21 protein-coding genes are annotated in these 22,949 nt (G+C 38.6%); 5 read left to right on the top strand and 16 right to left on the bottom strand.

Annotation, left to right across the window (positions count from 1 at the left end):
- Positions 1-80: 80 nt before the first annotated feature.
- From G0Q07_RS11320 to G0Q07_RS11340, 5 genes are all read right to left on the bottom strand, one after another.
- Entirely contained in the window at positions 81-509 is a 429-nt protein-coding gene (locus G0Q07_RS11320; protein WP_163346194.1) for a VOC family protein, read from the bottom strand.
- Positions 510-614: 105 nt separating this feature from the next.
- The gene (locus G0Q07_RS11325) at positions 615-989 is read right to left on the bottom strand and encodes a heavy-metal-associated domain-containing protein (protein ID WP_163346195.1); all 375 of its coding nucleotides are present in this window, start codon (positions 987-989) and stop codon (positions 615-617) included.
- Positions 990-1,033: 44 nt separating this feature from the next.
- Entirely contained in the window at positions 1,034-3,256 is a 2,223-nt protein-coding gene (locus G0Q07_RS11330) for a TonB-dependent receptor (RefSeq protein WP_163346196.1), read from the bottom strand.
- Between the two features lie 115 nt (positions 3,257-3,371).
- Positions 3,372-3,869 (bottom strand): hypothetical protein, encoded by a 498-nt coding sequence (locus tag G0Q07_RS11335; protein WP_163346197.1) that lies wholly within the window; start codon positions 3,867-3,869, stop codon positions 3,372-3,374.
- A gap of 225 nt (positions 3,870-4,094) precedes the next feature.
- Complete coding sequence (locus tag G0Q07_RS11340; protein WP_163346198.1) at positions 4,095-5,747, bottom strand: dipeptidyl-peptidase 3 family protein; 1,653 nt, start codon at positions 5,745-5,747, stop codon at positions 4,095-4,097.
- 300 nt (positions 5,748-6,047) lie between these two features.
- Between G0Q07_RS11340 and G0Q07_RS11345 the strand changes: the two genes are divergently transcribed.
- Complete coding sequence (locus G0Q07_RS11345) at positions 6,048-6,920, top strand: enoyl-ACP reductase FabI (RefSeq protein WP_246222887.1); 873 nt, start codon at positions 6,048-6,050, stop codon at positions 6,918-6,920.
- Between the two features lie 136 nt (positions 6,921-7,056).
- On the opposite strand, the gene G0Q07_RS11350 is transcribed toward G0Q07_RS11345, so the two are convergent.
- The 5 genes from G0Q07_RS11350 to G0Q07_RS11365 form a co-directional block, all read right to left on the bottom strand.
- Entirely contained in the window at positions 7,057-7,770 is a 714-nt protein-coding gene (locus G0Q07_RS11350) for a hypothetical protein (RefSeq protein ID WP_163346199.1), read from the bottom strand.
- Positions 7,771-7,819: 49 nt separating this feature from the next.
- On the bottom strand, positions 7,820-9,010 hold the full coding sequence (locus G0Q07_RS11355; protein ID WP_203532520.1) for a RagB/SusD family nutrient uptake outer membrane protein: 1,191 nt from the start codon (positions 9,008-9,010) through the stop codon (positions 7,820-7,822).
- 56 nt (positions 9,011-9,066) lie between these two features.
- On the bottom strand, positions 9,067-9,327 hold the full coding sequence (locus G0Q07_RS20315; protein ID WP_203532521.1) for a hypothetical protein: 261 nt from the start codon (positions 9,325-9,327) through the stop codon (positions 9,067-9,069).
- A 36-nt stretch (positions 9,328-9,363) separates the two neighbouring features.
- Entirely contained in the window at positions 9,364-12,585 is a 3,222-nt protein-coding gene (locus G0Q07_RS11360; RefSeq protein WP_163346200.1) for a SusC/RagA family TonB-linked outer membrane protein, read from the bottom strand.
- A 381-nt stretch (positions 12,586-12,966) separates the two neighbouring features.
- Positions 12,967-13,851: a M23 family metallopeptidase gene (locus G0Q07_RS11365; protein WP_163346201.1), complete on the bottom strand. Its 885-nt coding sequence runs from the start codon at positions 13,849-13,851 to the stop codon at positions 12,967-12,969.
- 76 nt (positions 13,852-13,927) lie between these two features.
- Here G0Q07_RS11365 and G0Q07_RS11370 point away from each other — a divergent pair, with 76 nt between their 5' ends.
- Positions 13,928-14,377 (top strand): DUF4268 domain-containing protein, encoded by a 450-nt coding sequence (locus G0Q07_RS11370; protein ID WP_163346202.1) that lies wholly within the window; start codon positions 13,928-13,930, stop codon positions 14,375-14,377.
- 40 nt (positions 14,378-14,417) lie between these two features.
- Here the strand turns inward: G0Q07_RS11370 and G0Q07_RS20320 are convergent, their stop codons facing one another.
- From G0Q07_RS20320 to G0Q07_RS11385, 4 genes are all read right to left on the bottom strand, one after another.
- Positions 14,418-14,651: an SRPBCC domain-containing protein gene (locus G0Q07_RS20320; RefSeq protein ID WP_203532522.1), complete on the bottom strand. Its 234-nt coding sequence runs from the start codon at positions 14,649-14,651 to the stop codon at positions 14,418-14,420.
- Entirely contained in the window at positions 14,627-14,791 is a 165-nt protein-coding gene (locus G0Q07_RS20325; protein WP_203532523.1) for an SRPBCC family protein, read from the bottom strand. The genes G0Q07_RS20320 and G0Q07_RS20325 overlap by 25 nt, the downstream gene beginning before the upstream one ends.
- A gap of 80 nt (positions 14,792-14,871) precedes the next feature.
- A complete protein-coding gene (locus G0Q07_RS11380; RefSeq protein WP_163346203.1) occupies positions 14,872-16,860 on the bottom strand; it encodes a DUF3078 domain-containing protein in 1,989 nt (662 codons plus the stop codon).
- 125 nt (positions 16,861-16,985) lie between these two features.
- Positions 16,986-17,444: a CYTH domain-containing protein gene (locus tag G0Q07_RS11385; protein WP_163346204.1), complete on the bottom strand. Its 459-nt coding sequence runs from the start codon at positions 17,442-17,444 to the stop codon at positions 16,986-16,988.
- Positions 17,445-17,527: 83 nt separating this feature from the next.
- Here G0Q07_RS11385 and G0Q07_RS11390 point away from each other — a divergent pair, with 83 nt between their 5' ends.
- Both G0Q07_RS11390 and G0Q07_RS11395 read left to right on the top strand, forming a co-directional pair.
- A complete protein-coding gene (locus tag G0Q07_RS11390) occupies positions 17,528-18,082 on the top strand; it encodes an HDIG domain-containing metalloprotein (RefSeq protein WP_163346205.1) in 555 nt (184 codons plus the stop codon).
- Positions 18,083-18,160: 78 nt separating this feature from the next.
- A complete protein-coding gene (locus G0Q07_RS11395; RefSeq protein WP_163346206.1) occupies positions 18,161-20,821 on the top strand; it encodes a DUF5686 and carboxypeptidase regulatory-like domain-containing protein in 2,661 nt (886 codons plus the stop codon).
- On the opposite strand, the gene G0Q07_RS11400 is transcribed toward G0Q07_RS11395, so the two are convergent.
- On the bottom strand, positions 20,818-21,336 hold the full coding sequence (locus tag G0Q07_RS11400; protein WP_163346207.1) for a 1-acyl-sn-glycerol-3-phosphate acyltransferase: 519 nt from the start codon (positions 21,334-21,336) through the stop codon (positions 20,818-20,820). The two genes, G0Q07_RS11395 and G0Q07_RS11400, sit on opposite strands and share 4 nt — an antisense overlap.
- Before the next feature lie 32 nt (positions 21,337-21,368).
- The gene (locus G0Q07_RS11405; RefSeq protein ID WP_163346208.1) at positions 21,369-22,037 is read right to left on the bottom strand and encodes a B3/B4 domain-containing protein; all 669 of its coding nucleotides are present in this window, start codon (positions 22,035-22,037) and stop codon (positions 21,369-21,371) included.
- Between the two features lie 359 nt (positions 22,038-22,396).
- Here G0Q07_RS11405 and G0Q07_RS11410 point away from each other — a divergent pair, with 359 nt between their 5' ends.
- Complete coding sequence (locus G0Q07_RS11410; protein ID WP_163346209.1) at positions 22,397-22,915, top strand: DUF4251 domain-containing protein; 519 nt, start codon at positions 22,397-22,399, stop codon at positions 22,913-22,915.
- Positions 22,916-22,949 lie beyond the last annotated feature (34 nt).

Genomic DNA, 22,949 nt, shown 5'->3' on the forward strand with positions numbered 1-22,949 from the left:
TTCTGTCGTAAAAAAGAATAGGAGCACTGAAATGGTAAGGTTGGTGGAAATTGAATCTTAGGTTGAAACAGCTATTAGGCTTATTCTGCCTTCTGGCAAACTACTTCAAACTTTATCCCGTCGGGAGCTTTAAAGAATATGGCATAATAATTCTTGTGGTATTCTGGATACAAACGAGGCGCACTGACAATATCAGCATTTATTTCCAGCAATTTGGAATATACATTATCAACTTCTTTGCGCGATTCAGCTTTAAAAGCCAGGTGATGCAGTGCTCCCGGTCGGCGCCGGTGGATAGTTTCATCCTTTAAGGATTCGCGTGGCGAAGTGAGGGCAATACAAAGTTTGGGGTGCGAATATTCAACCACATGTTTATCGTGCGAAGCGATATAGGCAGAAGTCTTTTTATCGGGGCTAAATCCCAGTAAGGGCAAAAACTGATCGTAAAACGTAACGGTTTGTTCAAGGTCTTTTACCGTAATTTCAATGTGGTCGATAATGGGTTGCATGGTTTTTAATTACAAAGATTACAATAAAACCTGAACCATGGCAAAGACTTTTCATAAAAAAAGCCACCTGAAAACAGGCAGCTTTTAGACTTCCTAATCAGGCGATTATTTTCTTTCCTTATGTACTTCTTCAGAGTGTTCATGCCCATGATCTTTTGTATGAGCAACAATTTCTTCGTATTCCTTTTTGGTGATCTTATCAGCTTTGTAGCCTTTCTTTTTTATAGCCGCAGCCAATTTTTCATCCGAGTTCTTTCCGTCTTTGTATTCCACAAAAATGGTATTCGACGCATGATCGACTTTTAAATCTTTTACGCCTTTTTCAAATTTCAGGTAGTCCATTACGGTTTTCTCGCAGTCTGCACAATCCATGTCGCTTTTAAAGCAAACAACTTTGTTCTCTTTTTTCTGTGCAAATGTCTCGTTACCGGTAAAACCGATAAACATTGCCATTGTCAATAATAAAATTAGCTTTTTCATCTTGTTTAAATTTTTATGCATCAAGCTTTTCGCTTTTCGCGGGTTCATTCATAATTCAAATTAAAACGTAATCCGAGGTAGATTTTCCTACCCATTGTTGGCCCCCAAATATTGGTTGCGCTAAATTCGGATCCAAAAGGATCATCAGCACCTTCAATCGGGTTATTTTGTGTAAAATCGGTGAGGTTTTCAACACCCAGGTAAATATTCCAGTAGCGGAAATATTTAGTTATCTGGGCATTCATAATTGTATAAGGTGAAAATTCAAAAAAGTCGCCTGAAATATCTGCCCGGTGCATCCAATCTTCGTAAACACGCGGAATTCGTCCGCCACCATTAAACTGAATGGTGTAATCGAACATCCATTTTTTCAGATTCGTGGTATAATTCAGGTTAATTAAACCCTTGTAATCGCTGGTTAACGGAGCCTCTTTCAGTTCTCCGCCAATTGTTTCCTTTATATCGTTAACACGGTAGGCCAGTAACATATCTAAACGCTCGATGGGTTGCCATCTCACATCAAACTGAAGACTATTGGCAAAGGCTTTTTCGGTTGAAGGCAACAGGTAAATAAAGTCCGAAGAGGTTTCCCTATCGACTACTAATTTCTGCTGAAAATCGGTGCGGAAGAATTCGGCATTGATACTCAGGTCGCGGCCCAGCAATTTATAATTCTGAATAAAAGCAAAACCAAAGTTCCAGGCCTCTTCCTGTGTTACGTCTTCGATCCAGCTAATTTGGCGCGAATTGGCGAGTAAAAATGTATTTTCCGAAATAACATTAGCAGTTCGGTAGCCTTTTCCGGCGCTTGTACGAAGCGTATAATGATCGGCAAACTGATAACGGAAATGCATTCGCGGTGTAACAAAATTTCCAAAAATATTGTGGAAATCGGCCCGGATACCAGCCATCAGAGTAAGATTGTCGCTTGGTTTAAAAGTATACTCGGTAAATATTCCCGGTACCTTTTCAGTGCGTTGCACATCCTGATTGTACAGCATTTCGTTAAAATCGTCGTAAATAAAACTTGCCCCACTATTTAAAACGTGAATAGCCGCTTGGTCTAAATCCTGTGTATAAACCAGGTTGCCGTAAAAGCGCGTTTCGTCAGCATCATAGCTTGTTAAACCGTAATACGATTCCGTTTCATGACGGGCAAAGTTGGTAAGAATGGCCAGCGCACGATGATTATCCTGCGAAACGATTCCTGACTTAAAAAACGCATCTACACGGTTGTTTTTAATGTTTACGCCGTATGGATTATTGATAGAAGGAGCCATATCTCTGTTGGCGCCAACCTCACCGCCCAATCGGTCGTTCCAAAGTAAAGTAACGCCGGCTTGCGCCATTCCGCCTTTGTGGTTATTGTATTTCCAGCGGTTGGCAACCTCAAAAGTGCTCGACAGTGGCGAATCGAGAAAACCATCTTGGTTATGGTCGTTTTCTTTCGACAGATCGCTGGCATGCACAAAAATACCTGTTGTAAGCGTGTCGCCTTTAACTTTAATATTGGTGTTGCCATTAAATTCATAACGACCTTCATTATTACCAAAAACATTCAAGAAGAGTTTTTCATCACTGTCCGGTTTTTTCAATTCAGCGTTGATTTGGCCCGCAATTGACTCATATCCGTTTAACACCGAAGCCGCTCCTTTCGAAACTTGAATGGATTCTAACCATGGTCCTGGGATATAAGTTAATCCAAATGTTGTTGCCAAACCTCGCAGCGTAGGCATATTCTCCACCTGAAGCTGCGAATAGGTTCCGTCGAGCCCCAACAGCTTTATTTGTTTCGCTCCGGTAACGGCATCGCTGTAACTAACATCCACCGAAGGATTGGTTTCAAAACTTTCGGCCAGGTTACAACAGGCCGCTTTGTGTAATTCGGCACCGCCAATATTCTCGGTTTGAATGGGATTAATAACTGACAGATACGTTCCCCGGTCTTTTTTAATCACAGTAACTTCTTCCAATTCTAAATTCGGCTGAAGCACCACTTCTAAAGGATCAGAGTCGCTCACACGAACGGTTTGCGATTCGTAACCCACAAAACTAAAAACAAGATTGTTGCGTCCCGGTTTGTTTTTTAGTTGAAAACTTCCGTCGGGCTTTGAGGCGGTACCATTACTAGTGCCTTCCCAAACCACATTTACGCCCGGAAGTGGCTGTTTGCCGTTCTCGTCGTTGCCAAAAACTGTTCCTGAAACAGACTGGGATTTTGCGACGAACGGAAAAATAAAAAATAAAAGGATTATATAATTCTTCATTATTCTTAAGGTTAAATATTCAAAGTGTACACCATCTCGATTCGGTATCGACATGTACCATTTTGTTGCTGCATTTTTTAATGTCAGCAAGAGTTCTGAGCCATCAGAACAAATCTTAAGCTATTGAAGGAATTTTAAGTTTTTGAATTTGGATAAGGTAATCCAACGAGGAGGTAATTCTGGGAGGTAGATCGAGGTAATAACAACTATTTATGTTGCTTTCGGTATTCAATATCAACTCTTCAAGTAGATCAGAACTGAATACTTTTATTTTAATAGGTTGTACGGCTACAAACTTTACTTCGTCATTAACCGCTTTATCCATCAATTTCATAAAAATTGATTCAGGAGAATCACAGCCACAAGAATCGGAATGTTCAGCGTATGGCTGGCAATCATGACATTCTCCTTCAGAACAGGCTACTTCGTTGTTCGAAAGATCGTGTTTGTGGTGTTCATGGAACTCTGTTTCGCAGGTTGCGGGTTTTACAATAATACTGGTGTAATCCTCTCCGGAACATGCGCAGTAGCTTTTATACAAAATAAATCCGGAAGTTGATAACAAAAAGATCACTCCCAGAAGCAAAGCTACTATGTTCTTTAATCGTTTCACGTTACAAATATAACCCTGAAATTACTGAAATAGTTGTTAATGGGGTGTTAAACCCGGCAAAGAATCAATATGGAAGTAAAAAGAAAAAGATGCCCAAGAGACAATAATCCACGAATTACACAAATTCCACAAATATATTTTGACTGATAGTCAGCCAGTTCTAATAATAAATTTCCAGAATTCGTGTAATTCGTAGACTTTTTAAAACATCCTCTTTTAATTTTTTTATAATCCTAAAACTTTAGCACCTTGTTCGAATACGATATCACGCGGAATACCGGCCTCTCCTATCCGGTCCAAATCGTTTTGAAGCGCTTCACGAATAAAGCCTTTCTGCTCAATCATTTGTTTGGCAGTTTCGTAGTCGCCATCGCCCTGAACTTTTAGAATAATTTCCGACAGGTTCATCATGGCGTCTTTCATTTTTTCGTAATCAACGCGATAGGTGCCGGTGGCCTCGTCGCGGGTGAATGCTCCCATTTCCTGGAAGTAATAAAAACGCATCATATTTGCCTTCCCATGCGCGCTGGCTGCACCAAAACGCACTGAGCGGAAAATGCCGGCCATAAAAGTTACGAAATTGTCCATCATCTCTTTTTCGCCTAGTTCGCCCATTTCGTTTAGCTGGTACACACACCACAATCCCAAAATGTCGGCTTTGCTTTCTTCAATCGAAGTGTAAGCGTCTTTTAATGCCTCGCGAACGGTTGTGCTTTGGTCAACCGTGTTACCCAAACCCAGACCGTGAGCCACCTCATGAAACATTGTATTTTCAAAGAAAGCATCGAATTTCACATGCTGGCGCTGATCTTCAGCAATTAATAAATCAGCTATCGGAACCAATATTTTGTCAAACTTAGCCTGCATTGAGTTTTTCAGTTGCAGTTTACGGCTGCCTTTTGTTTCGCGAACTTCTTCGTCGTTAGGTAGATTAATGGCAATGGTTTTACTCCCTGCATTACAATCTCCGGCATAATAAATAGCATCGTAAACATTCATGTCAGAATCAACACCCGGAGTTTCGTTTTTATACGGCTGCTCGCAAGGCAATTCTTTTTGTAAGCCGGGTAGCAATGCTGCATATTTTTCCAAACGCGAACTCCACTCTTTATCTTTTACCAGAATAAACGATTCGTGTGCTGCCTTGTAGCCATAAAGTTGGTCTTCGTAATTTTCAATCGGGCCAACAATAAACTCAATGGTATTGTTTTTCATTTCCATCCACGCTACATCACTTGCATAATAATCATCGGTAAGCAATGCTTTCGAACGCTCTTTCAGGTATTTCTTTAGCCCGGCATCTTCGGCAAGTTCAGCTGCCTGTAGTAAAAGATCGGTAGCTTTTTTTATTTCTTCTTTAAATGCGATGTGATAAGGTATAGATTTTAAATTCCCATCTTCGTCCCTGCGAATTAAGGTATACTGGCTGGTTTTCGACTCATCGTCCCAGGCTTTAAATTCTTCTTTGGTTATATCTGCCGGATAGAAATTGGCACCAGCCGGTTTCTGATCGTAGCCCGGTAAAAATGGGTTGTTGGCATTTAACCGCTCCCACGGACCATAATTGATCTTTATAAATTTTTGGGTGTATTCATCCCAATCTTTACTCAATAACTCTTCTTTATCGCCAAAAGCTTCCTGCCAGTATATGTCGTCCATTAATTTTGCTGCTTCGAGTAACAGTGGCAATAGTTGCTTTTCCTTCTCCGATAATACATTTAAATCGGTAGTCAATGTAAACGATACAAATTCGTTTGCCTTCTTTTTTATTTTAGGATTCACTTCCATTTTTGTATTTTCTTTTGCTTCCTTTTTTGTGCTTGTGGAACAACCAATAATCATAGTTGCTGCCAAAAACAAGATGAATATTTTTTTCATAATTAAGCGTTTTTATTTGCTTTCAAAGCTATAAAAAGCTGCTGCTATATAAAACAGTATTTCATAGCTTTTCGTGGTTATCCATCATATTTTCGAATGTTATTGAACAAAATTCGATGTAAAAAGTTAAAAAAGCAGACTTATCAGCTGAAAAATGATCATTCGTGAATAATTTATTTAAACTGAATTAACTTTGTACGCGTATTTTCATCCGTTAAAAAGAACTGATGGATCTTGCAAGAATATAATCATTATCGTGTATGCTGAAATAAGATCATACACGTTTCATAAAAACAAATTATGAATAATCTATTAAAAGGAAAAAAGGGAATTATTTTCGGGGCGTTAAATCCTGATTCAATTGCCTGGAAAGTGGCAGTAAGAGCACACGAAGAAGGCGCCACAGTAACATTATCAAATACCCCGGTTGCCATTCGTATGGGCGAAACAAATCAACTGGGAGAGCAAATTAATGCTGAAGTTATTGGTGCCGATGCAACCAATGTTGAGGATCTGGAAAACCTGATCAAAAAATCAATGGAAGCTTTAGGTGGCAAAATCGACTTCATCTTACACTCTATTGGTATGTCGCCAAACGTTCGAAAAGGCCGTCATTATAGTGACTTGGATTATAACTACTTGGACAAAACCCTCGATGTGTCTGCAGTGTCTTTTCACAAAGTACTTCAGGTGGCCCGTAAACTGGATGCCATTAACGAATGGGGATCGGTAATTGCCTTATCGTATGTTGCAGCACAGCGTTCATTCTTTGGTTACAACGATATGGCCGATGCAAAAGCATTGCTGGAATCGATTGCCCGCAGTTTCGGTTATATTTATGGCCGTGAACGTAATGTACGAGTAAATACCATTTCGCAATCGCCAACCATAACAACTGCCGGAAACGGAGTAAAAGGATTTGACCGACTGTTAGACTTCTCGGAAAGAATGTCGCCACTTGGTAATGCAACTGGTGACGAGTGTGCTGATTATTGTATCACTCTTTTCTCAGATCTGACGAAAAAAGTAACCATGCAAAACCTTTTCCACGATGGTGGATTCTCAAACATGGGAATGAGCTTAAGAGCTTTGGAACAGTATGAAAAAGGTTTAGATAAGCATTGTGCTTGTGACGATGAAAAGCCAAGCGCAGATGAACATCGCTACGATTAATAAAAACAAGAAGAATAAAAGAAAGGCCGTTTCTGTTAAGAGACGGTCTTTTTTTGTACGATTAAGAACAAAAAAAAGCCGCTTCAACTGAATGAAGCGGCTTTTCTATAAAACGTTATTAATTAACTTTCCTCATTTATGGAAGAGTAAAATCAGCTGAAGTTCCTGCACCGTAATCACCAGGAATATTAACTACTTCGGCACCATTGTTAATGATAATGATTTCTCCACCAATTCCGTCGCCATAAGCATCAACTACTGTAAATGTGTAAGCACCATCAGGAAGACAAGCTTTAGCTGAAGCTTCAGCATCTCCGTCAGAATATCCTGAACCTGCTAAAACTACAGTTTCGGAGGCATCAGTGATTGTCCATGAACATTCGCTTGCCCAGTCGCCAAATGAAAGCTTAACACTAAGGTCGTTTTGCTCACAAAGTTGAGTAATGGAAAGCACCATTGCATCGCCTTTATAAACGCCCGGGTCAACTTCCAGGTTTAATACAATGTCAACACCGTCGCCGATATTTACATCATTCAATCCCAGCACAAAAGTACCGGTATTTGAATTAGCTGGAACAGTTACGGTTGCAGGTACACTGTATGCCTGAGCATCAGCGTTAGTTGATTCCAGATCAACAGTAATATCAAAAGTTCTGTCGGTTCCGGTAGTTTGCGTGGTATACACGGCAAGCTCATAATCGGTGGAACCATCTATTGACACTCCTAAGTCCATTGACGTGGCCTCAAAAGTTACATAGTTCAGGTCTGTTGTTTCCGGCATACCTGTTTCACAACTATTTAATAAGAAAACAGAAGCAACAAACAGGAATAAATATTTTATGTTTTTCATATTCTTTAATTTTTCTGATTAATATAATCTGCAATGCAGAAATATCTTATTACTTATTACCAGAATCAAGATTTGGGTTGTTCTGAATTTCCTGAATTGGAATTTCAAATGTCAACCTTGGATCATTGTAAGGAATTGGTTCTCCTACCAACGACAAGTGATTTGATCCTCGTACAATAGTTGCTTTGTTACGTTTCATCGCCAGGTAACTCTTACCTTCACCCCATAATTCGATACGGGTTTGCAGGTATATTTCATCCTTTAATGCCTGACCGGAAAGTCCGTCGATATAACTGGCATCAGCCATACGATGACTAACCAAAGCTTTTAAACTTTCTTGTGCGGCACCATCCTGATCCAATTTCGCACTAGCTTCAGCATGTAACAGGTACATCTCAGCCAGACGCATATAAACATAGTCAGTTTCAACATTACGTTGTGCACCAATAGTTCTGTCAGCAGGATAAAACTTGTTTATTGGAATAAGGTAGTTTGAAGAACCTGCATCCGAATAGAATTGGCCTTTTCTTACATCGTCAGCAGGAATTGCATCATACAATCCTGCGTCGATTGCTTTTTTATCACCAGCCCACTGATAACTGTAGGTAAATAGATCGACTTGTCCCCACCATGAAACAAGATCCAGACCATTATCCAATGTAATGTCAACACCCCATATCCATCCGGGGGTACTTACATCTCTGAAACCACCAACACTGGCATCGCCCATGTAAACAACTTCAGTTGAATCCATAAGAGTGAAACCACCGTTAGTGATGATATCTTCGGTTAAACTTTGCACCTGTGTTAGTTTATCGCCTTCCATAGTTGCATACACATAGGCCAGTAATCCTTTAGCTACGTATTTATTCACCTGGTGTTTCCCTGTCCTGGTAAAGTTGTCCAATAAAGAAATGGCATCAGTCAGGTCTTTTTCCATCAATGCAAAAACGTCAGCTGTTGTACTTTTAGGCTGGTTGGGTTGCGATGGTTCGGTATATATAGGAAGAATTTCTTTTGATGGCTCGTATTCCAATGCATAGAATTGAGTTAAATAGAAATAACAGTAAGCACGTAATGCTTTGGCCTGTCCCATCAGGTGTTTGTTCTCATCGTTCTCAGGTGTTACATCGTTACCACCAAGAGTGGAAATAACAGTGTTAGCCGAACGAATAAGACGGTAATAATAACGCCACGGTTTATAGTTCGTATTGTTGGTGTAATCTAAAGTCTCTGTCAATTCACATGTTCTGCGGTACCAACCGTATGTACTAATTGACAGCGCCATGTCGCTACTTAGGAAATCACTAAATATATCGTAACCTTTTTGACCAAAATCATCATGATCAAGATTTGTCCCCCTGTACCGGTTTCAAACATGAGCGTATAAATACCGGCAACACTACCGGCAACAACATCCGGGTTATTTTCGGCTGCTTCAGCTACCTGTTCTGCTGATAAGAACTGGGTTGGCTGAACCTCCAGAAAATCGTCTCCACAGCCGGTTATTCCTACGAACAACACTGCTATGAGTGATAATATATATATTCTTTTCATAATACTTTTCATTTTTACTAATTTCAAAATCACTTCTTAGAATTTAACGTTTATTCCCATAGTATACGTTGTTAACGGATTATAGGTATACCAGTCAGAAGTACCTGTTTCTGAAGTTGATGGGTTGAAACCATCGCGAGCAGTTAATAAGAACAGGTTATCGCCTGAAACAAATAACGTTAATCCGGTAATTCCCCATTGTGAAACCAGGCTTGAGAAATCGTATCCTAAACGCATGTTGTTTAAGCTCAAATAGTCAGCTTTTGTAATAAAGCGGGTTGACGAACTTGAAACGTTTGTGTCGTAACCACTTGATAAACGTGGTACATTAGTAACGTCACCAGGTTTTTGCCATCTGTCGTAAATATCAGTCGACCAGTTGTTGCTACCCACTTGCTCATTATCCATCAAACGGGCATAAACAAAGTCGTAAGAGTAACCACCAAGGCTATACAGGAATTGTGCGCTTAAAGAGAATTTCTTAACTGTTGCACTAAGACGGAAAGCACCACGTACTGTAGGAATAGAAGATTTTCCTACATATTTATTAGTTGCCGCTGAATAAGATTTTGTAGTAGTACTACTAATCTCATTATCAGGGTTTTCGTGTTGGTATTCATACAATGATGTAATTCCTTCGCCTGCATCCAATGCACCGTTACCATTTTCATCGTAGTAATTCTGAATCCACATTCCTACACCGTCAGCAGGATCAACACCAGCCCATTCTCTGGTATAAAAATCAAACAGTGAATGTCCTTCTGCACGACCAAAACGACCTGCAATATCCAAAACTTTTGGTAAATCGGTAGCAGGGTCAATAGGCATGTCAATGATTTCGTTGTTCAACATCTCACCGTTTAATGTAATATCTAATGTATAATCAGACTGGCGAATGATATGACCTGTAAAATCGAATTCAACACCGCTGTTGCGTAAACGACCATCGTTAACAGTAATTAATGCATAACCTACTGAAGGTCCTACTCTTCTGTCGAATACCAGGTTATCTGTATTTTTCATGTAGTAATCAATCGATCCATCTACATATTCACCCAAAGCAAATTCAATACCGGTCTGGAACATTTTTGAAGTTTCCCAGGTTAACTCAGGATTACCAACTTCACGTTCTGAAATTGAAATCTCATCATCCAGATTATTTACATTATAAGAAATAATTGCAGGATAGAATCCAACACCTTGTTGCTCACCAATTACACCGTAACTGGCTTTTACTTTCAAATAGTCGAGAATTGGCGCATTTGCCATAAACGACTCCTCTGTTACTACCCATGATGCACCAACAGAACCGAAGTTGTCCCATTTGTTATCGCCTATAAAACGAGATGTTCCATCACGACGTACTGATGCTGACAAGTAATAACGGTTCATGTAGTTGTAGTTCACCTGACCGAAATAACTTTCAAGGTTTACTTCATCCGTATAAGATGTTGGAGGAGAAGAAACAATAATAAAGTTATTTAAGTCATCAATATCAGGGTGAACTGCTTTTGACTTACTTGCTGTATTTCTTTTTCTTTCCCAGAAGTTTGCTTCGTGTGCGGCAAGCGCTTCAATTGAGTGCTCGCCAAACTCGGTGCGGTAACGTAAAAGGTTCAATACGTTATAGGTAAACATCTGCTCATCAAATTTATAAATAGAACCTCCTTGACCTGCGGCAGAGCCGTAAAACGGATTATTAAGGTTGTTATATTTACTCATATAATATTGAGCACCAAAAGTATTTTCAAAAGTTAATCCCTCCATAATTTTAATGTTAGCAGAGAAATTACCTGTTGTCTGGTGACGATCAGTACGAGACAGATCGTAATGGGCGTCGGCAATAGAGTTGGTCAAAGCACCAAATCCACGATCGTTACCGTAGTCGTATTGATTACCACCAAAAATAGGATCTTCAATAAAGTCTCCTGCTTCATCACGCGAGAATAGCGGGTAAATTGAAGGAATATTGTCGGTGAACCAGAAAATACTACCTGAGTCTTCCGACTGACCATTATTATTTGTTTCAGTCAGTGCATAAGTCATGCGAGCTGTTGTTGTCAGCCATGGTTTAATTTCTGTTTCCAGGTTAATAGACGCATTAAATCTTTGAAAATCGGAATTAATAATGTACCCCACATCTTTCAAATAACCAACTGAAGTAAAGTATTTTGTTTTTTCGCTACCACCTCTGAAAGTAATGTTAGCTTCAGTACGGTTTGAACTTTGGAAACCATAGTCTTCCCAGTCTTCCGGATCATATCTTCTTGGAACTCCAGAGCGAACTTGTCCGGTAGCCGGATCAATAAGCTGGGATACATCAATATCTCCGTCGCTATCAAAAATATTCCACATGTTGTATTTTGAGTTGATACCACTACCAGAGAAAAGTTTGTCGTTAGCAAATGCGGCAGGATCAGCCTGACCAGTTGCTACTCCCCTGTTGTACATTGATTCCCATGAAAGACCAATGTATTCTTCTGGCGACTGGATTACGTCGTGACGAGCAATACCGCTTACGTTTACACCGTATTTAATATCAGCCTCAATAACGCTTTCTCCGTCCATACCTGATTTGGTAGTAATTAAGATTACACCGTTTGCACCACGCGAACCATAAATAGCTGTTGCGGTTGCATCTTTCAGAATGGTTGTTGATTCGATATCGTTAGGATTAAGTGAATTCAACGATCCCGAATAAGGAACACCATCAACAACGTATAAAGGATCGCGGTTTCCGTTAACCGAACCAAAACCCCTGATACGAATAGTAGCAGTTGAACCAGGCTGACCAGAAGTGTTAATAACACTTACACCTGCAACCTCACCAGATAACGATTGTGAAACATTGGAGATTGACTTACTCTTAATGTTTTCACTTGAAACGGTTTTGGCACTACCAACAAACGACTGTCGGGTTGCAGTACCATAACCAACTACCACAACTTCATCCAACCCCACCAGGTCAGCATTCATCACCACATTAATTGTTGAGCCACTAATCTCAACTTCTTGTGATTTCATTCCCACAAACGAGAAAATCAACGCTTCGGCATCAGTAGGAACATCCAACTGATACTGTCCATCAAGATTCGTAACTGTACCAATTGTGGTACCTTTAACACTTACTGAAACACCAGGTATTCCCATATCATCATCGGTACTGGTTACAGTCCCGCTGATACTTTTCACCTGTGCTTCAACCACAAGCAAGCCAAACAAGGCAATGCCCAATAGCATTAGCGCAATTTTTTTCATAGAATAAAATTTATAAATATTAGTAATTAACTCACTCACTTTTAATACTCATCGGCAAATTAGAAAAAAAAACATCAATTAACAAATATATACAACAATAAGTATTGGTGTATACTTGTTAATTTTATTCAATTTGGGTTCAAATTCCTTTTAACTAATTGTTTTTCCACCCTTTGCCTTTATCATACTTTTAACAAAAGTAATTAATGAGTAACAAATCTCTGTGACTTTTGTCATTGTATTTAGTTGTAGACTCTATTTTTTACAAACAGTTTTAATGTTCTTTAACAATTATTCAAATCATAAAACCATCGTTAAGCTACGGTTTTACTGTTTTTCAATCCTTTTATTGAGCAGTAAAAAAGCAAGATTCAATTTCTGTTACTTAATTCTGAGGTGTTTTCTTTTTTCACGCCTTGTCATTTCCAGGTCTTTGATTAAGATGGGGTGAGATACCTGGTATGTTTTTGCAGAATTCAGTATTTCTGCATCACCATTGTCGTTAATAACAAATTGAGGAATAATAAACGACATCTTTTTGGTGAATAGGGAATCGTGGAAGATTAACACAATCAACTCTCCTTTTTTACTTACCAACTCCCCTATTTTTTGCCCGGCAAATACTTTTTGTCCAACGGCAAGTTCTCCACGATTACATTTAACACCATAGTAACACATTAAAGTTCCGTCGTGCTGTATTATTGTAATACTGTTTGTCCATGTATGGTACCAATAACGCGAATCTCCAGTTCTCACGTTTCCTGCAATTTCTGCGACAATTCCATTTCTGCTGGCAAATACATCTTCTCCTTGTTTGGCATAAAAACCTGTTGCAAACCACGATTCCGGATTTTCATTTCCCCAAAATCCATCAATACTTTTCACATCAAAAACCTGTAAACTTGTACGCTCTTTGAATGGAATTAAATACGGAAAATCCAGATCTACATCGGCCGTTGGGTTCGACCGGAAAGTTTTTATCTCGTAATTAAATCGCGGAATATCAGCATCAAGATCGCGCTGAAGGGTAAAAAGGCTGTTAAAACCCGGCGAGAGTTTCTTTATATACGGTAAAGGTTCGTCGAATGTAGTATTTTCCAGATCGGCAAAATTAATATGCAAATACATAGGCACTTTTGCATTATTGCTGGCGCTAAAAATACAATCACCAATTGCAGTGTAATTAGCCTCTACTTCAACGTACTGTGCCATTGAAATACAAGAAATCAATGTCAGGTGTAAGAGAAAGAGAAATTTATGAATCATACACGGCGCATTTTACAAATGATAAAAGTAAAAATTAAATTTAGTTTACCTTTGACGCATGTATTCAAAAGAGGAATTGAGACGTTTAAAAACTGATTTCTGGCAGCTGTTTGACAAGCGATGCAACGTGCATCCGGAATTGAAATACAGGAAAAGGAAATGGGTGCTGCACAAAACTAAAATTAAAGGTGTAGCACTGCGTTTTGATGTTAGCCGCGAAGATGCATTGGTAATTCTTGAACTGGGCAACAAAAATGAAAACAAACGATTGAAAGCCTATGAATTTCTTGAAAAATACAAACCTGTGATTGAAGACGGATTCGAGAACGGACTGGAATGGGAGTTTTATTATGAACGAGAAGACAGTGCCGCCGAAGTTTGCCGGATTTATACGAAGTTAAAAGGTGTCGATTTTCATCGTCAAAACCAATGGCCTGAAATTTATAATTTTTTTATTGAAAACATGCTTAAGCTGGAACGTAATTTCCTGGAAATTAGAGATATTTTACAAGAAGAGCTAAAGTAAACACCTATCCGTTCTACAGCAACGGGAAGCTTCTGCCAGTTTAAATAAACAATTCGTTAAGCGCTCCAAAGTAATCTTCATCCCAGCCTTCTGAAATATTATCAAAGGCTTCATCAGGAATATTTGTTTGCTTAATTTCAAGGCTTGTTCCTTTTGTATGAGGATGCATTTTAATCGTAACCAAGGAATCAACTTCCTCGCCAAAAAACCACTTTTGAACAATCTTTTTATCTTGTTCGAATTCAACATTTATACCGGAAATACTTCCCCCCACAACGAAAATTCGGTGTTTGGTTCCAGTGGCATAACTGCCGGCTCACCGGTCCAAATCTCCAGCATTTTTTCATTTGTTAATGCGTTGTATACATCTTTAGGGGCAGCGTTTAAGGTATAGTAGCGTTTTAAATCTTTCATGAACTCATCTTTTTATCAAAAGTACTTTTTTCTTTTTAAAGAATAGGGTTATTAAGCAACCAATCTGAAAAACAACAGAACTAACGTATTCGGTGGGTACGCATTACTTTCCGGTTTATTTTATACGAAAATCCAATGGTAAAGAATTCTTTTACCTGCAACTTAGGTTTATCTCCGGTTTTGTCGCCAGCGGCATTATAAACCGGGAATTTTACATCGTCATCATATATAAAATGGAACATCAATCGCAGATCGATATATGAATTCAAATGCATTTTAAAGTTGTTTTCCCAGTTAAGGTCGAACTTCGTGAATGGATCTTTGTAGTTGATAAACATTTTGTATTTAGTTTCATACGAAATGTCATCGGAAATTTTGGTTTTGTAACTAAGATCGGCATTTAAACCCGGCTCCCAAAAAGCTTTTCTCCCCTCATGAACACCAAAGTTTGTCTGATCAACCAGTGCAGTGTCGCGAACATAAACATTTTTAATCGTTAACGGCGACAAAAACAACGACAAGTTTTTGTTGGGCTTGTAGTCTAAACCAATTTTTAAATAGGTTGTTGATGGTGACAGAAATGCTGAAAGCGCTTCCGCATTTTCATCTTTCGGATAGTTATATCCTCGAAACAGCTGCGTATTAAAGTTCAACTCGGCACTGTAGTACCATTTTTTAAATGCACTTAATCCGTAGCGCGTAGTGATTTCAATTTTGTCATCATTTTTTTGCAACTCCGACTCATCGCCGCCAGGCCGAATCCAGCCGTTTCTGAATTCTGCCGAGTTTTCCCATTTTACCTTACCGTCTTTCCGCGAATAATTTGCAAACCCTTTTAACACCATTAACGTAGCCAGAGAGCTCTTTCCCCCTTTTTTCCAATTATCCAGGTAAGTTTGCGTTAGACCAATATTTCCTTCGCCACCAATAATCCATGGCGTTTCAAGCTCGTAGCTTTTTCCTACACCTTTAAACTTATTATTGTTAGGTTTTAAACTCTCAAAATCAAAATCTTTGGTTTGTTTTTCTTTGAATCGCGAAAAAGTAACTCCATCGTCGATCAACATCTGCACTGTATGTTTGTCGGTATTTTTAACCGTTACTGCCAGTGAGTCATTCTGTACATTTTTTAACCATATACGAGAATATCGTTCGGCTCCGTTTTGCAACAAAATATCTTCTTTCTCGCCATATAAATTCATTAGCGTCAAATGTGTTGTGTCAATAAAATCGGCATAACTCATTAATACATTTAAAACAGCTTTTATCGAATCGTTTACTTGGGTTACTACTTCATCGTTATAAGCTTTTAGTACGTAATAATTATTAAGTTTTACCTCGTCTTTGTAGCGTTTTATACGGTATTGCAGGTTTTCATTATATTTCTCTGCGCGGTAAACGCTAACAATTCTACTTATATATTCTGCTTTAACAGAGTCGTTATAAAACACCCTTTTCTCTTCAACAAATTCTTTCCGAAGACTATCGCGTCGTACAAGTTCATTAAACAAATCAGGAGAATTCAAAATTGAGTCGGGAATCACTTCCGGAATAAAAAGTTCATCAGGAAAAGTATAAACCGAATCGGCAAAAAGCCGCATCCCCTCACCTTCCGGTATTTGCCGAACTTCGTTTTCTGCTTCGCGAATAATAGCAGGAGGTACTGTTATATCTTCAGGTTTTACACTCGCCCTGTATTCCGATTCAATTATCTGAACCTCCATTTGCTGGTCGGCGTAGGGCACATAACCGGGAACACTGAGACTGTCATCAACATTTTCCGGCAAACGCGTCACATAATTACCATTAACACGCTGCGTATCGTTCAGGTTTTTAATAATCTCATTAATGGGCTCATCTTCAATAAAGTGCAATAAGGCATCTACATCGGTTCCCACTTCTTTTTTAACAACATGCCAATTGTTGTTTTCAATAAAATAGCTTCTTAAAACCTGAATATTATGGCGTAGTAATTCATCTTCAACAGGTGAATTTTGCGCAAATAAAAGTTTTGAGAAGCCGGTAAAAAATAGAATGAATAAAAAAATCTTCCCTTTTCCTGAGAACATATACTCTGTTTTTAACTTTCGGATAAAACGCAAAAATAATACCATTGTTATCTTATCCTACATTTTAAATTCTTAAACAATTAACACTTATCTTTTAATTTGCTTAGTCTCAAAAACTTGATGCGTTACCATGTAGTAAAAGGATGTTCTGACAACCATGCATTAAAATACAAATGATTGGTACTAACCTCTTCTGTTACCCAATTTGGCAGTTCAATTATTTCGTTTTCATCCGCAAGTTCAACTTCTGCTAAAACAAGTCCGGCGTTTTTATCTTCAAACACATCAATTTCCCAAGTCATACCGCTGATTTCCTCGACATAACGTTTTTTTCTGATGGGAAAATTATGACACAATTCCATTAAAATCTCCGCTTCACTGACCGGTATTTCATATTCCATTTCAATACGCGAAATGCCCTGCGATTTGCCTTTAATTGTTAACCAGGCCTTACCTCCTCTAATGCGCACCCGCACCACCCGCTCTTTGTCGGTTGAAAGATAGCCCTGAACAATAGAGGTTCCTGAATCTTTTGGGCTCCATTTACTTGTATCAACAAGAAATTTTCGCTCGATTTCAATCATGATAATAAGTTTAGTTGCTCAAATAAAAATACGGGCACAAATTTATCACTATTTTTAATGCGACGAACATTAATAATTTGAATATGATCACACGAGACGAAGCACTGGAACTACTCAAATCGAATGTGCAGGCAGAAAATATGCTTAAACACAGTCTGGCTTCTGAGGCCGTACTACGAGCAATGGCGAGACACCTGGGGAAAAACGAAGAAGAATGGGGCATCGCCGGCTTATTACACGATATTGATGTGGAAATTACAAATGCCGATGCGAATACGCACGGCCCTTACGCAGAAAAGCTTTTGAGAAGGAAAATATCGGACGAAATGCTTGATGCCATTGTGATGCACAACGAAGTGGCAACTGGTAAGGATCGCACTACAGAGTTTCAACACGCACTGGCAGCCGGCGAAACAATTACTGGTTTGATTACCGCTACTGCGTTGGTTTATCCTGATAAAAAACTGGCGAGTGTAAAAACAAAATCGGTAACAAAACGAATGAAACAAAAGGCTTTTGCAGCTTCTGTTAAACGCGAAAACATAATGGAATGCGAAAAAATAGGTATTCCCTTGCGGGAATTTGCGGATCTTGCTGTTAATGCAATGCGCACTGTCAGCGACGATTTGGGATTATAGCAATAATCTTTTTTAACAATAAATATTTCAACGAGAGTATTTTTTTGTTTTTCTTGCAAGTGAAAACAGAATTAAGCCATGTATACCCAAAAGATCAAACAATCAACTGCCCGGAAACTGTCGGTTTGTTTTACTTTTATTTTGCTTTTTGCACATTTTTTTGTCAACAGTCAGGTTCTTTCAGGAAAAATTCTGGACGAGCAAAAACAACCGGTGCCCTATGCCACTATTTATATTTCGGAAACGCGGCAGGGCACAACATCGAATAGTAACGGCAATTTTAGCTTTAATCTGCCAACCGGCACGTTTCACCTCACGGTGCGCTCAATGGGATATGAAAAGCAGGAAAAAATCGTAAACCTGCAAACCGACAGTCTGTTTCTTGCAATTTCCTTGCAGGATCAGAATTTTGAACTGGCTGAAATAAAAGTATTTCCCGGAGATGAAGACCCGGCCTATTTTATTATGCGTAAAGCCATTGCCAAAGCACCATATTACCGGAAGAAAATTAAACATTATGGTGCCGACCTGTACATGAAAAGCAATTTTTCTTTTAGCAACATTCCCAACCTTATAAAAAAGCAGGAAGTTGAAGATGGCCGAAAATTCAAAGATTATTTTAAAGAGAATGTAACCTATGTAATCGAATCGCAAAACCGCATTATTTTCGATTATCCCAATCAGTACAACCAGCAGGTTATAAGCAAAAAGAGCTCACTTACCGGTTTTGATGAACCGCCGGTTATGGGATTAATGACAGCCAGTTTTTACGACGAACGCCCCAACGAAGTGGTTTCTCCCTTGTCTGTTTTAGCACTCAAACATTACAAATTTGTTTACGAAGGTTTTATTACTATTGGTGATTTTGATGTGTTTAAAATTCGTGTTACGCCCAAGCGAAAAAGCGATGAACTGGTAGAAGGGTTTATTTATATTGTAGACCGGCTTTGGTGCATCTACAACCTCGATTTTAAATCAAGTTTTGAATTTTTTAATTACCACATAAAACAACAGTTTGAAAATTTAGGCGATGGTAACTGGCTGCCTGTTTCGCATAATATTACCGGAGATTTTGGCATGTTGGGTTTGCGGGGCAACTTTTATTACGGAGCATCAGTTAAGTATGATTCCATTGTAAATAACTACACCACCATACAGTACGAAAGCACCACAAATGCAGCGCAAACAAATGCTGTTCAGGAAAAAAGAGAACCCGGCGAAAAAGAACAGCAATTAATAAGTGAGCTAAACAGTTTGAATGCCAATGAAGAACTGAACAATTCTGATGTAAAAAAAATTGCACGACTGAACCGCAAAATCTTAAAGGAACAATACAAAGACTCTACAATTGTTGCATCTGAATACGGAAGCTATCATATTTCAGAAAACGAAGATTCGTTAAGATCAAATATGGCATGGGACTCGATGAGAAGTATCCCGCTAACGCAAGCCGAAATTGAAAGTTACCGAATGGCCGACTCTTTAAAACTGCAGGAAAAAGGTGTCTCAAGTGATACTGTTTCCAGCAACGAAAACACTAAGCGATTTGTAAGTAGGTTATTGGCCGGAGCTTATGATATTTCAAAAGATTCTACCATCCGGGTAAGTTACGATGGACTGCTATCGCCCGTTAATTTCGATTTTAACGCTGTTGACGGCTATAAATACAAACAGGAATTTCGACTGGGATTTTTAGTCGACTCTACAAAACGAATTTACCTTACACCACAACTTGGTTACGCCTTTAACCGTAAAGCGTTGTTTGGCAGCATCAACATTCAATTTGTTCATTTTCTGGCCGTAGGAAATCAAATCACTCTTTTTGCAGGAAAACAAAGTAACGATTTCAAAAGCGGGTTTCAGGCGATTACTCCGGCTGTAAATGCGTTAAGTTCATGGTTTTTTGGCGAAAACTACATGCGATTATACGAGAATGAATTCTTGCACCTGAGTTTCTCGCAGCGTTTTAAAACGAATTTCAGGTTCTATGCCAACGCCAATTTCGATCATTTTTACCCGCTTGAAAATAATAGCTCATTCCCGCTGTCTGATTATAAATATTTTGAACCAAACTTACCCGGAGACTTAACAGCTGACAACCCCGCTCTTGCTGAACAAAAAAGCTTTAGCTACGGTCTTGGTTTGAATTTCCGCAAAAAGCAACGAAAACCCTGGCTCGAAGAATCACCATTTTTATTTATCGATGATTTTTATGAATTCAACCTGTCTTTTAAACAAAGTGTTCCCGATCTATTTGACTCCAACGCAGATTTTAACCGGATTGATTTTTCGGTGCGCCAGCAGGCCAATTTGTCGCCTGGTAGTGGTATTGATTGGAGAATAATTGCCGGTCACTATTTTTCAGCCGATCAAATGCATTTTTCGCAATACAAGCATTTTCGTACTGCTGAAATCCCGGTGATGATGCGCCCTTTTACGCATCGTTTTCAGCTCATAAACGACTATGCTTTAAGCGCTAACAACAGTTACCTGAATGTAATGACCGAGTACCGGTCGGAATACCTACTGCTACGGTACCTTTCGGTTTTTAATAAACGCACATGGAGCGAAAGTATTCATTTAAATTACCTTACCACACCCAATTATAATAATTATTGGGAAATTGGCTACAGCCTTAACAACCTGTTTTTTGCGGGCAATATTGGTGTGTTTGCAGGGTTTAACGAAAATAAATTCGAGAGTGTTCAGCTTAAACTCAGCATTTCTGCCTTCGATTAATAATCGGTAGTGAACTTCTCCGGGAATTTCCCTTTAATGCCTTTTTCGCGGTAAAAATCTTTCATTCGTTTAATATCATCCCTCGCATTATCAGAAAGTTCAAATGGCTCTCCAATCGAAACTTCTTTTCTTCCCCAATCAAAATATCCAAGATATACCGGAATTCCGGTTTCTTTTGAAATGATATGAAAGCCGCCCTTCCATCGTTTATTTAAACTGCGTGTTCCTTCCGGAGTTAATGCCAAATGAATGTAATCTCGTTCATTAACCAACTGAATAGTTTGGCGAATAACGTTGGCTCCTTTTGAGCGATCGATGGGAAGTCCACCCATTTTTCGTACAAAATAGCCAAGTGGCCAAAAGAAAAATTCCTTTTTTATAAGAATATTGGCAACGGCTCCTTTCGAAGTATAAAACATCCAGGAAATTACAAAATCCCAGGCGCTGGTATGTGGTGCTCCAATAATGATACATTTTTTCACGGGAGCCTGACCTCCAACTACAGTCCAGCCCATTATTTTTAGCAAAAATTTACAAATTCCTTTCATTATATTGCTTGTATTGTTTTTAGTTCAAAGTTACTGGCATCGGCATACTTTTTCAGATAATGCTGCGCCTGATTAGTCGCATATTCAATCGTTTCATTTAATTCGTAGGCAATGATAATCATTAAGAATCGTTTTGTGTGTTTCGTAACACAAGTTCTTACTGAATCGCTGGTAGGTGTTCCAAAAGCTCCTTTGGCATCTCTGAATACCGGCATAAATTCAATATTCAGTTCCCCTCGCCCAATTCCTTTATATGGTTCACCTTTTTCTCCTATGCCAAAAGTAATTTCTCCGTCAATCGTATCTGCATCGTAACCTCCTATTGAAAATCCGGTTGAAATAGAAACCTGGTTTAACTGATCAACAACATTATTTACCTGGTAGATCTCGCTGCGTTTTAAAACTCTTCGGAGTAGTGCTTCTGCCGACAATCGGTAGCGAGCAGGATCTTTTCCACACTTTTTATAAGCTCTTCGCGAGGCAGCAATTGCAGGCATTTTGCTTATCTCTTCCACGCACAAACTACTATTTAGTTCTTTTATTTTTGATTCAATCTCTTCCCAAAGTTCATTGTTTTGTACCTGAATTTGCACATCACATTCAATGCAAGACAAAACAATTCCCGGTACTTTTTCAGCTAATTCTTTGCTAACAGTAATCCTTTGCATGGGTTTATTGATAATTATTTTTTTAATATTTTATATTATTCTTTTTAATATTTTTTAAAAAGCCGTAGCTTTGTATAAAAGCTTGAAGAAAATTTTTGCAAAGAAAAGAACTTTTGTATTTGATGCCAACAGTTTATTAAAATACAGGCATTAATGAAAGATATTTACAGATTTGCAAATTAATTTAAACTGAAAAACACATTTGAAAACTTTAAACAACATTTTTTCAGAAATCATTTTAAATGATTTTATTTAGTTAAACTGCACGAAAAGGGATATTAATTGTATCCCTTTTCTATTTATGTAAACAACTTGACTCTTGGAATAATTTTTGTAAATTAAAAACAAAAATTTATGTCATGAAAAATATATTATTATTAAGTATGCTTATCTTTTCAATTGTTGCAGTAAATGCACAGGAGAAAAAATTAAGTAGAAAGGAGAAAAAAGCACAGCGGAAAGCAATGCTTACCGAGCAAACAAAAGATATTGTTGAAGCCAATGCCTGGCAATTTAATGCCACACAAATGCTTCCGTCAAGCGGAAGAAGCCGAACGCTGACAACGCCTTACAGTGTTGTGCTTAAAGACAAAGAAGTGGACTCTTATCTGCCGTATTTCGGTCGTGCTTATTCTGTTGAGTATGGATCTACCGATTCACCAATGATTTTTGAGGCCCCTATTAAAGATTACAGTGTTGAAGATGCTAAAAAAGGAGGATTTACAATTAAATTCTCTGCAAAAAATAAAAACGACAAAGTGGAGTATTTCTTTAATGTAAGTTCAAATGGATCAACTTCTCTGAGTGTAAACAGCACAAATCGTCAACATATTTCTTACCATGGCGATTTGGTGCCGATTGAAGAAAAAGAAGAATAGTACATTTTAATATGATCAGAAAGCCGGGATAATC

The organism is Draconibacterium halophilum (assembly GCF_010448835.1).
In the GTDB taxonomy this organism is placed as follows: domain Bacteria; phylum Bacteroidota; class Bacteroidia; order Bacteroidales; family Prolixibacteraceae; genus Draconibacterium; species Draconibacterium halophilum.

What these genes read in the sequence shown, in the direction of transcription:
- G0Q07_RS11320 (WP_163346194.1), bottom strand. Translation starts at nt 509, where the DNA reads ATGCAACCCATTATCGACCACATTGAAATTACGGTAAAAGACCTTGAA.
- G0Q07_RS11325 (WP_163346195.1), bottom strand. Translation starts at nt 989, where the DNA reads ATGAAAAAGCTAATTTTATTATTGACAATGGCAATGTTTATCGGTTTT.
- G0Q07_RS11330 (WP_163346196.1), bottom strand. Translation starts at nt 3,256, where the DNA reads ATGAAGAATTATATAATCCTTTTATTTTTTATTTTTCCGTTCGTCGCA.
- G0Q07_RS11340 (WP_163346198.1), bottom strand. Translation starts at nt 5,747, where the DNA reads ATGAAAAAAATATTCATCTTGTTTTTGGCAGCAACTATGATTATTGGT.
- G0Q07_RS11345 (WP_246222887.1), top strand. Translation starts at nt 6,048, where the DNA reads ATGAATAATCTATTAAAAGGAAAAAAGGGAATTATTTTCGGGGCGTTA.
- G0Q07_RS11350 (WP_163346199.1), bottom strand. Translation starts at nt 7,770, where the DNA reads ATGAAAAACATAAAATATTTATTCCTGTTTGTTGCTTCTGTTTTCTTA.
- G0Q07_RS20315 (WP_203532521.1), bottom strand. Translation starts at nt 9,327, where the DNA reads ATGAAAAGAATATATATATTATCACTCATAGCAGTGTTGTTCGTAGGA.
- G0Q07_RS11360 (WP_163346200.1), bottom strand. Translation starts at nt 12,585, where the DNA reads ATGAAAAAAATTGCGCTAATGCTATTGGGCATTGCCTTGTTTGGCTTG.
- G0Q07_RS11365 (WP_163346201.1), bottom strand. Translation starts at nt 13,851, where the DNA reads ATGATTCATAAATTTCTCTTTCTCTTACACCTGACATTGATTTCTTGT.
- G0Q07_RS20325 (WP_203532523.1), bottom strand. Translation starts at nt 14,791, where the DNA reads ATGAAAGATTTAAAACGCTACTATACCTTAAACGCTGCCCCTAAAGAT.
- G0Q07_RS11380 (WP_163346203.1), bottom strand. Translation starts at nt 16,860, where the DNA reads ATGTTCTCAGGAAAAGGGAAGATTTTTTTATTCATTCTATTTTTTACC.
- G0Q07_RS11385 (WP_163346204.1), bottom strand. Translation starts at nt 17,444, where the DNA reads ATGATTGAAATCGAGCGAAAATTTCTTGTTGATACAAGTAAATGGAGC.
- G0Q07_RS11390 (WP_163346205.1), top strand. Translation starts at nt 17,528, where the DNA reads ATGATCACACGAGACGAAGCACTGGAACTACTCAAATCGAATGTGCAG.
- G0Q07_RS11395 (WP_163346206.1), top strand. Translation starts at nt 18,161, where the DNA reads ATGTATACCCAAAAGATCAAACAATCAACTGCCCGGAAACTGTCGGTT.
- G0Q07_RS11400 (WP_163346207.1), bottom strand. Translation starts at nt 21,336, where the DNA reads ATGGGCTGGACTGTAGTTGGAGGTCAGGCTCCCGTGAAAAAATGTATC.
- G0Q07_RS11405 (WP_163346208.1), bottom strand. Translation starts at nt 22,037, where the DNA reads ATGCAAAGGATTACTGTTAGCAAAGAATTAGCTGAAAAAGTACCGGGA.
- G0Q07_RS11410 (WP_163346209.1), top strand. Translation starts at nt 22,397, where the DNA reads ATGAAAAATATATTATTATTAAGTATGCTTATCTTTTCAATTGTTGCA.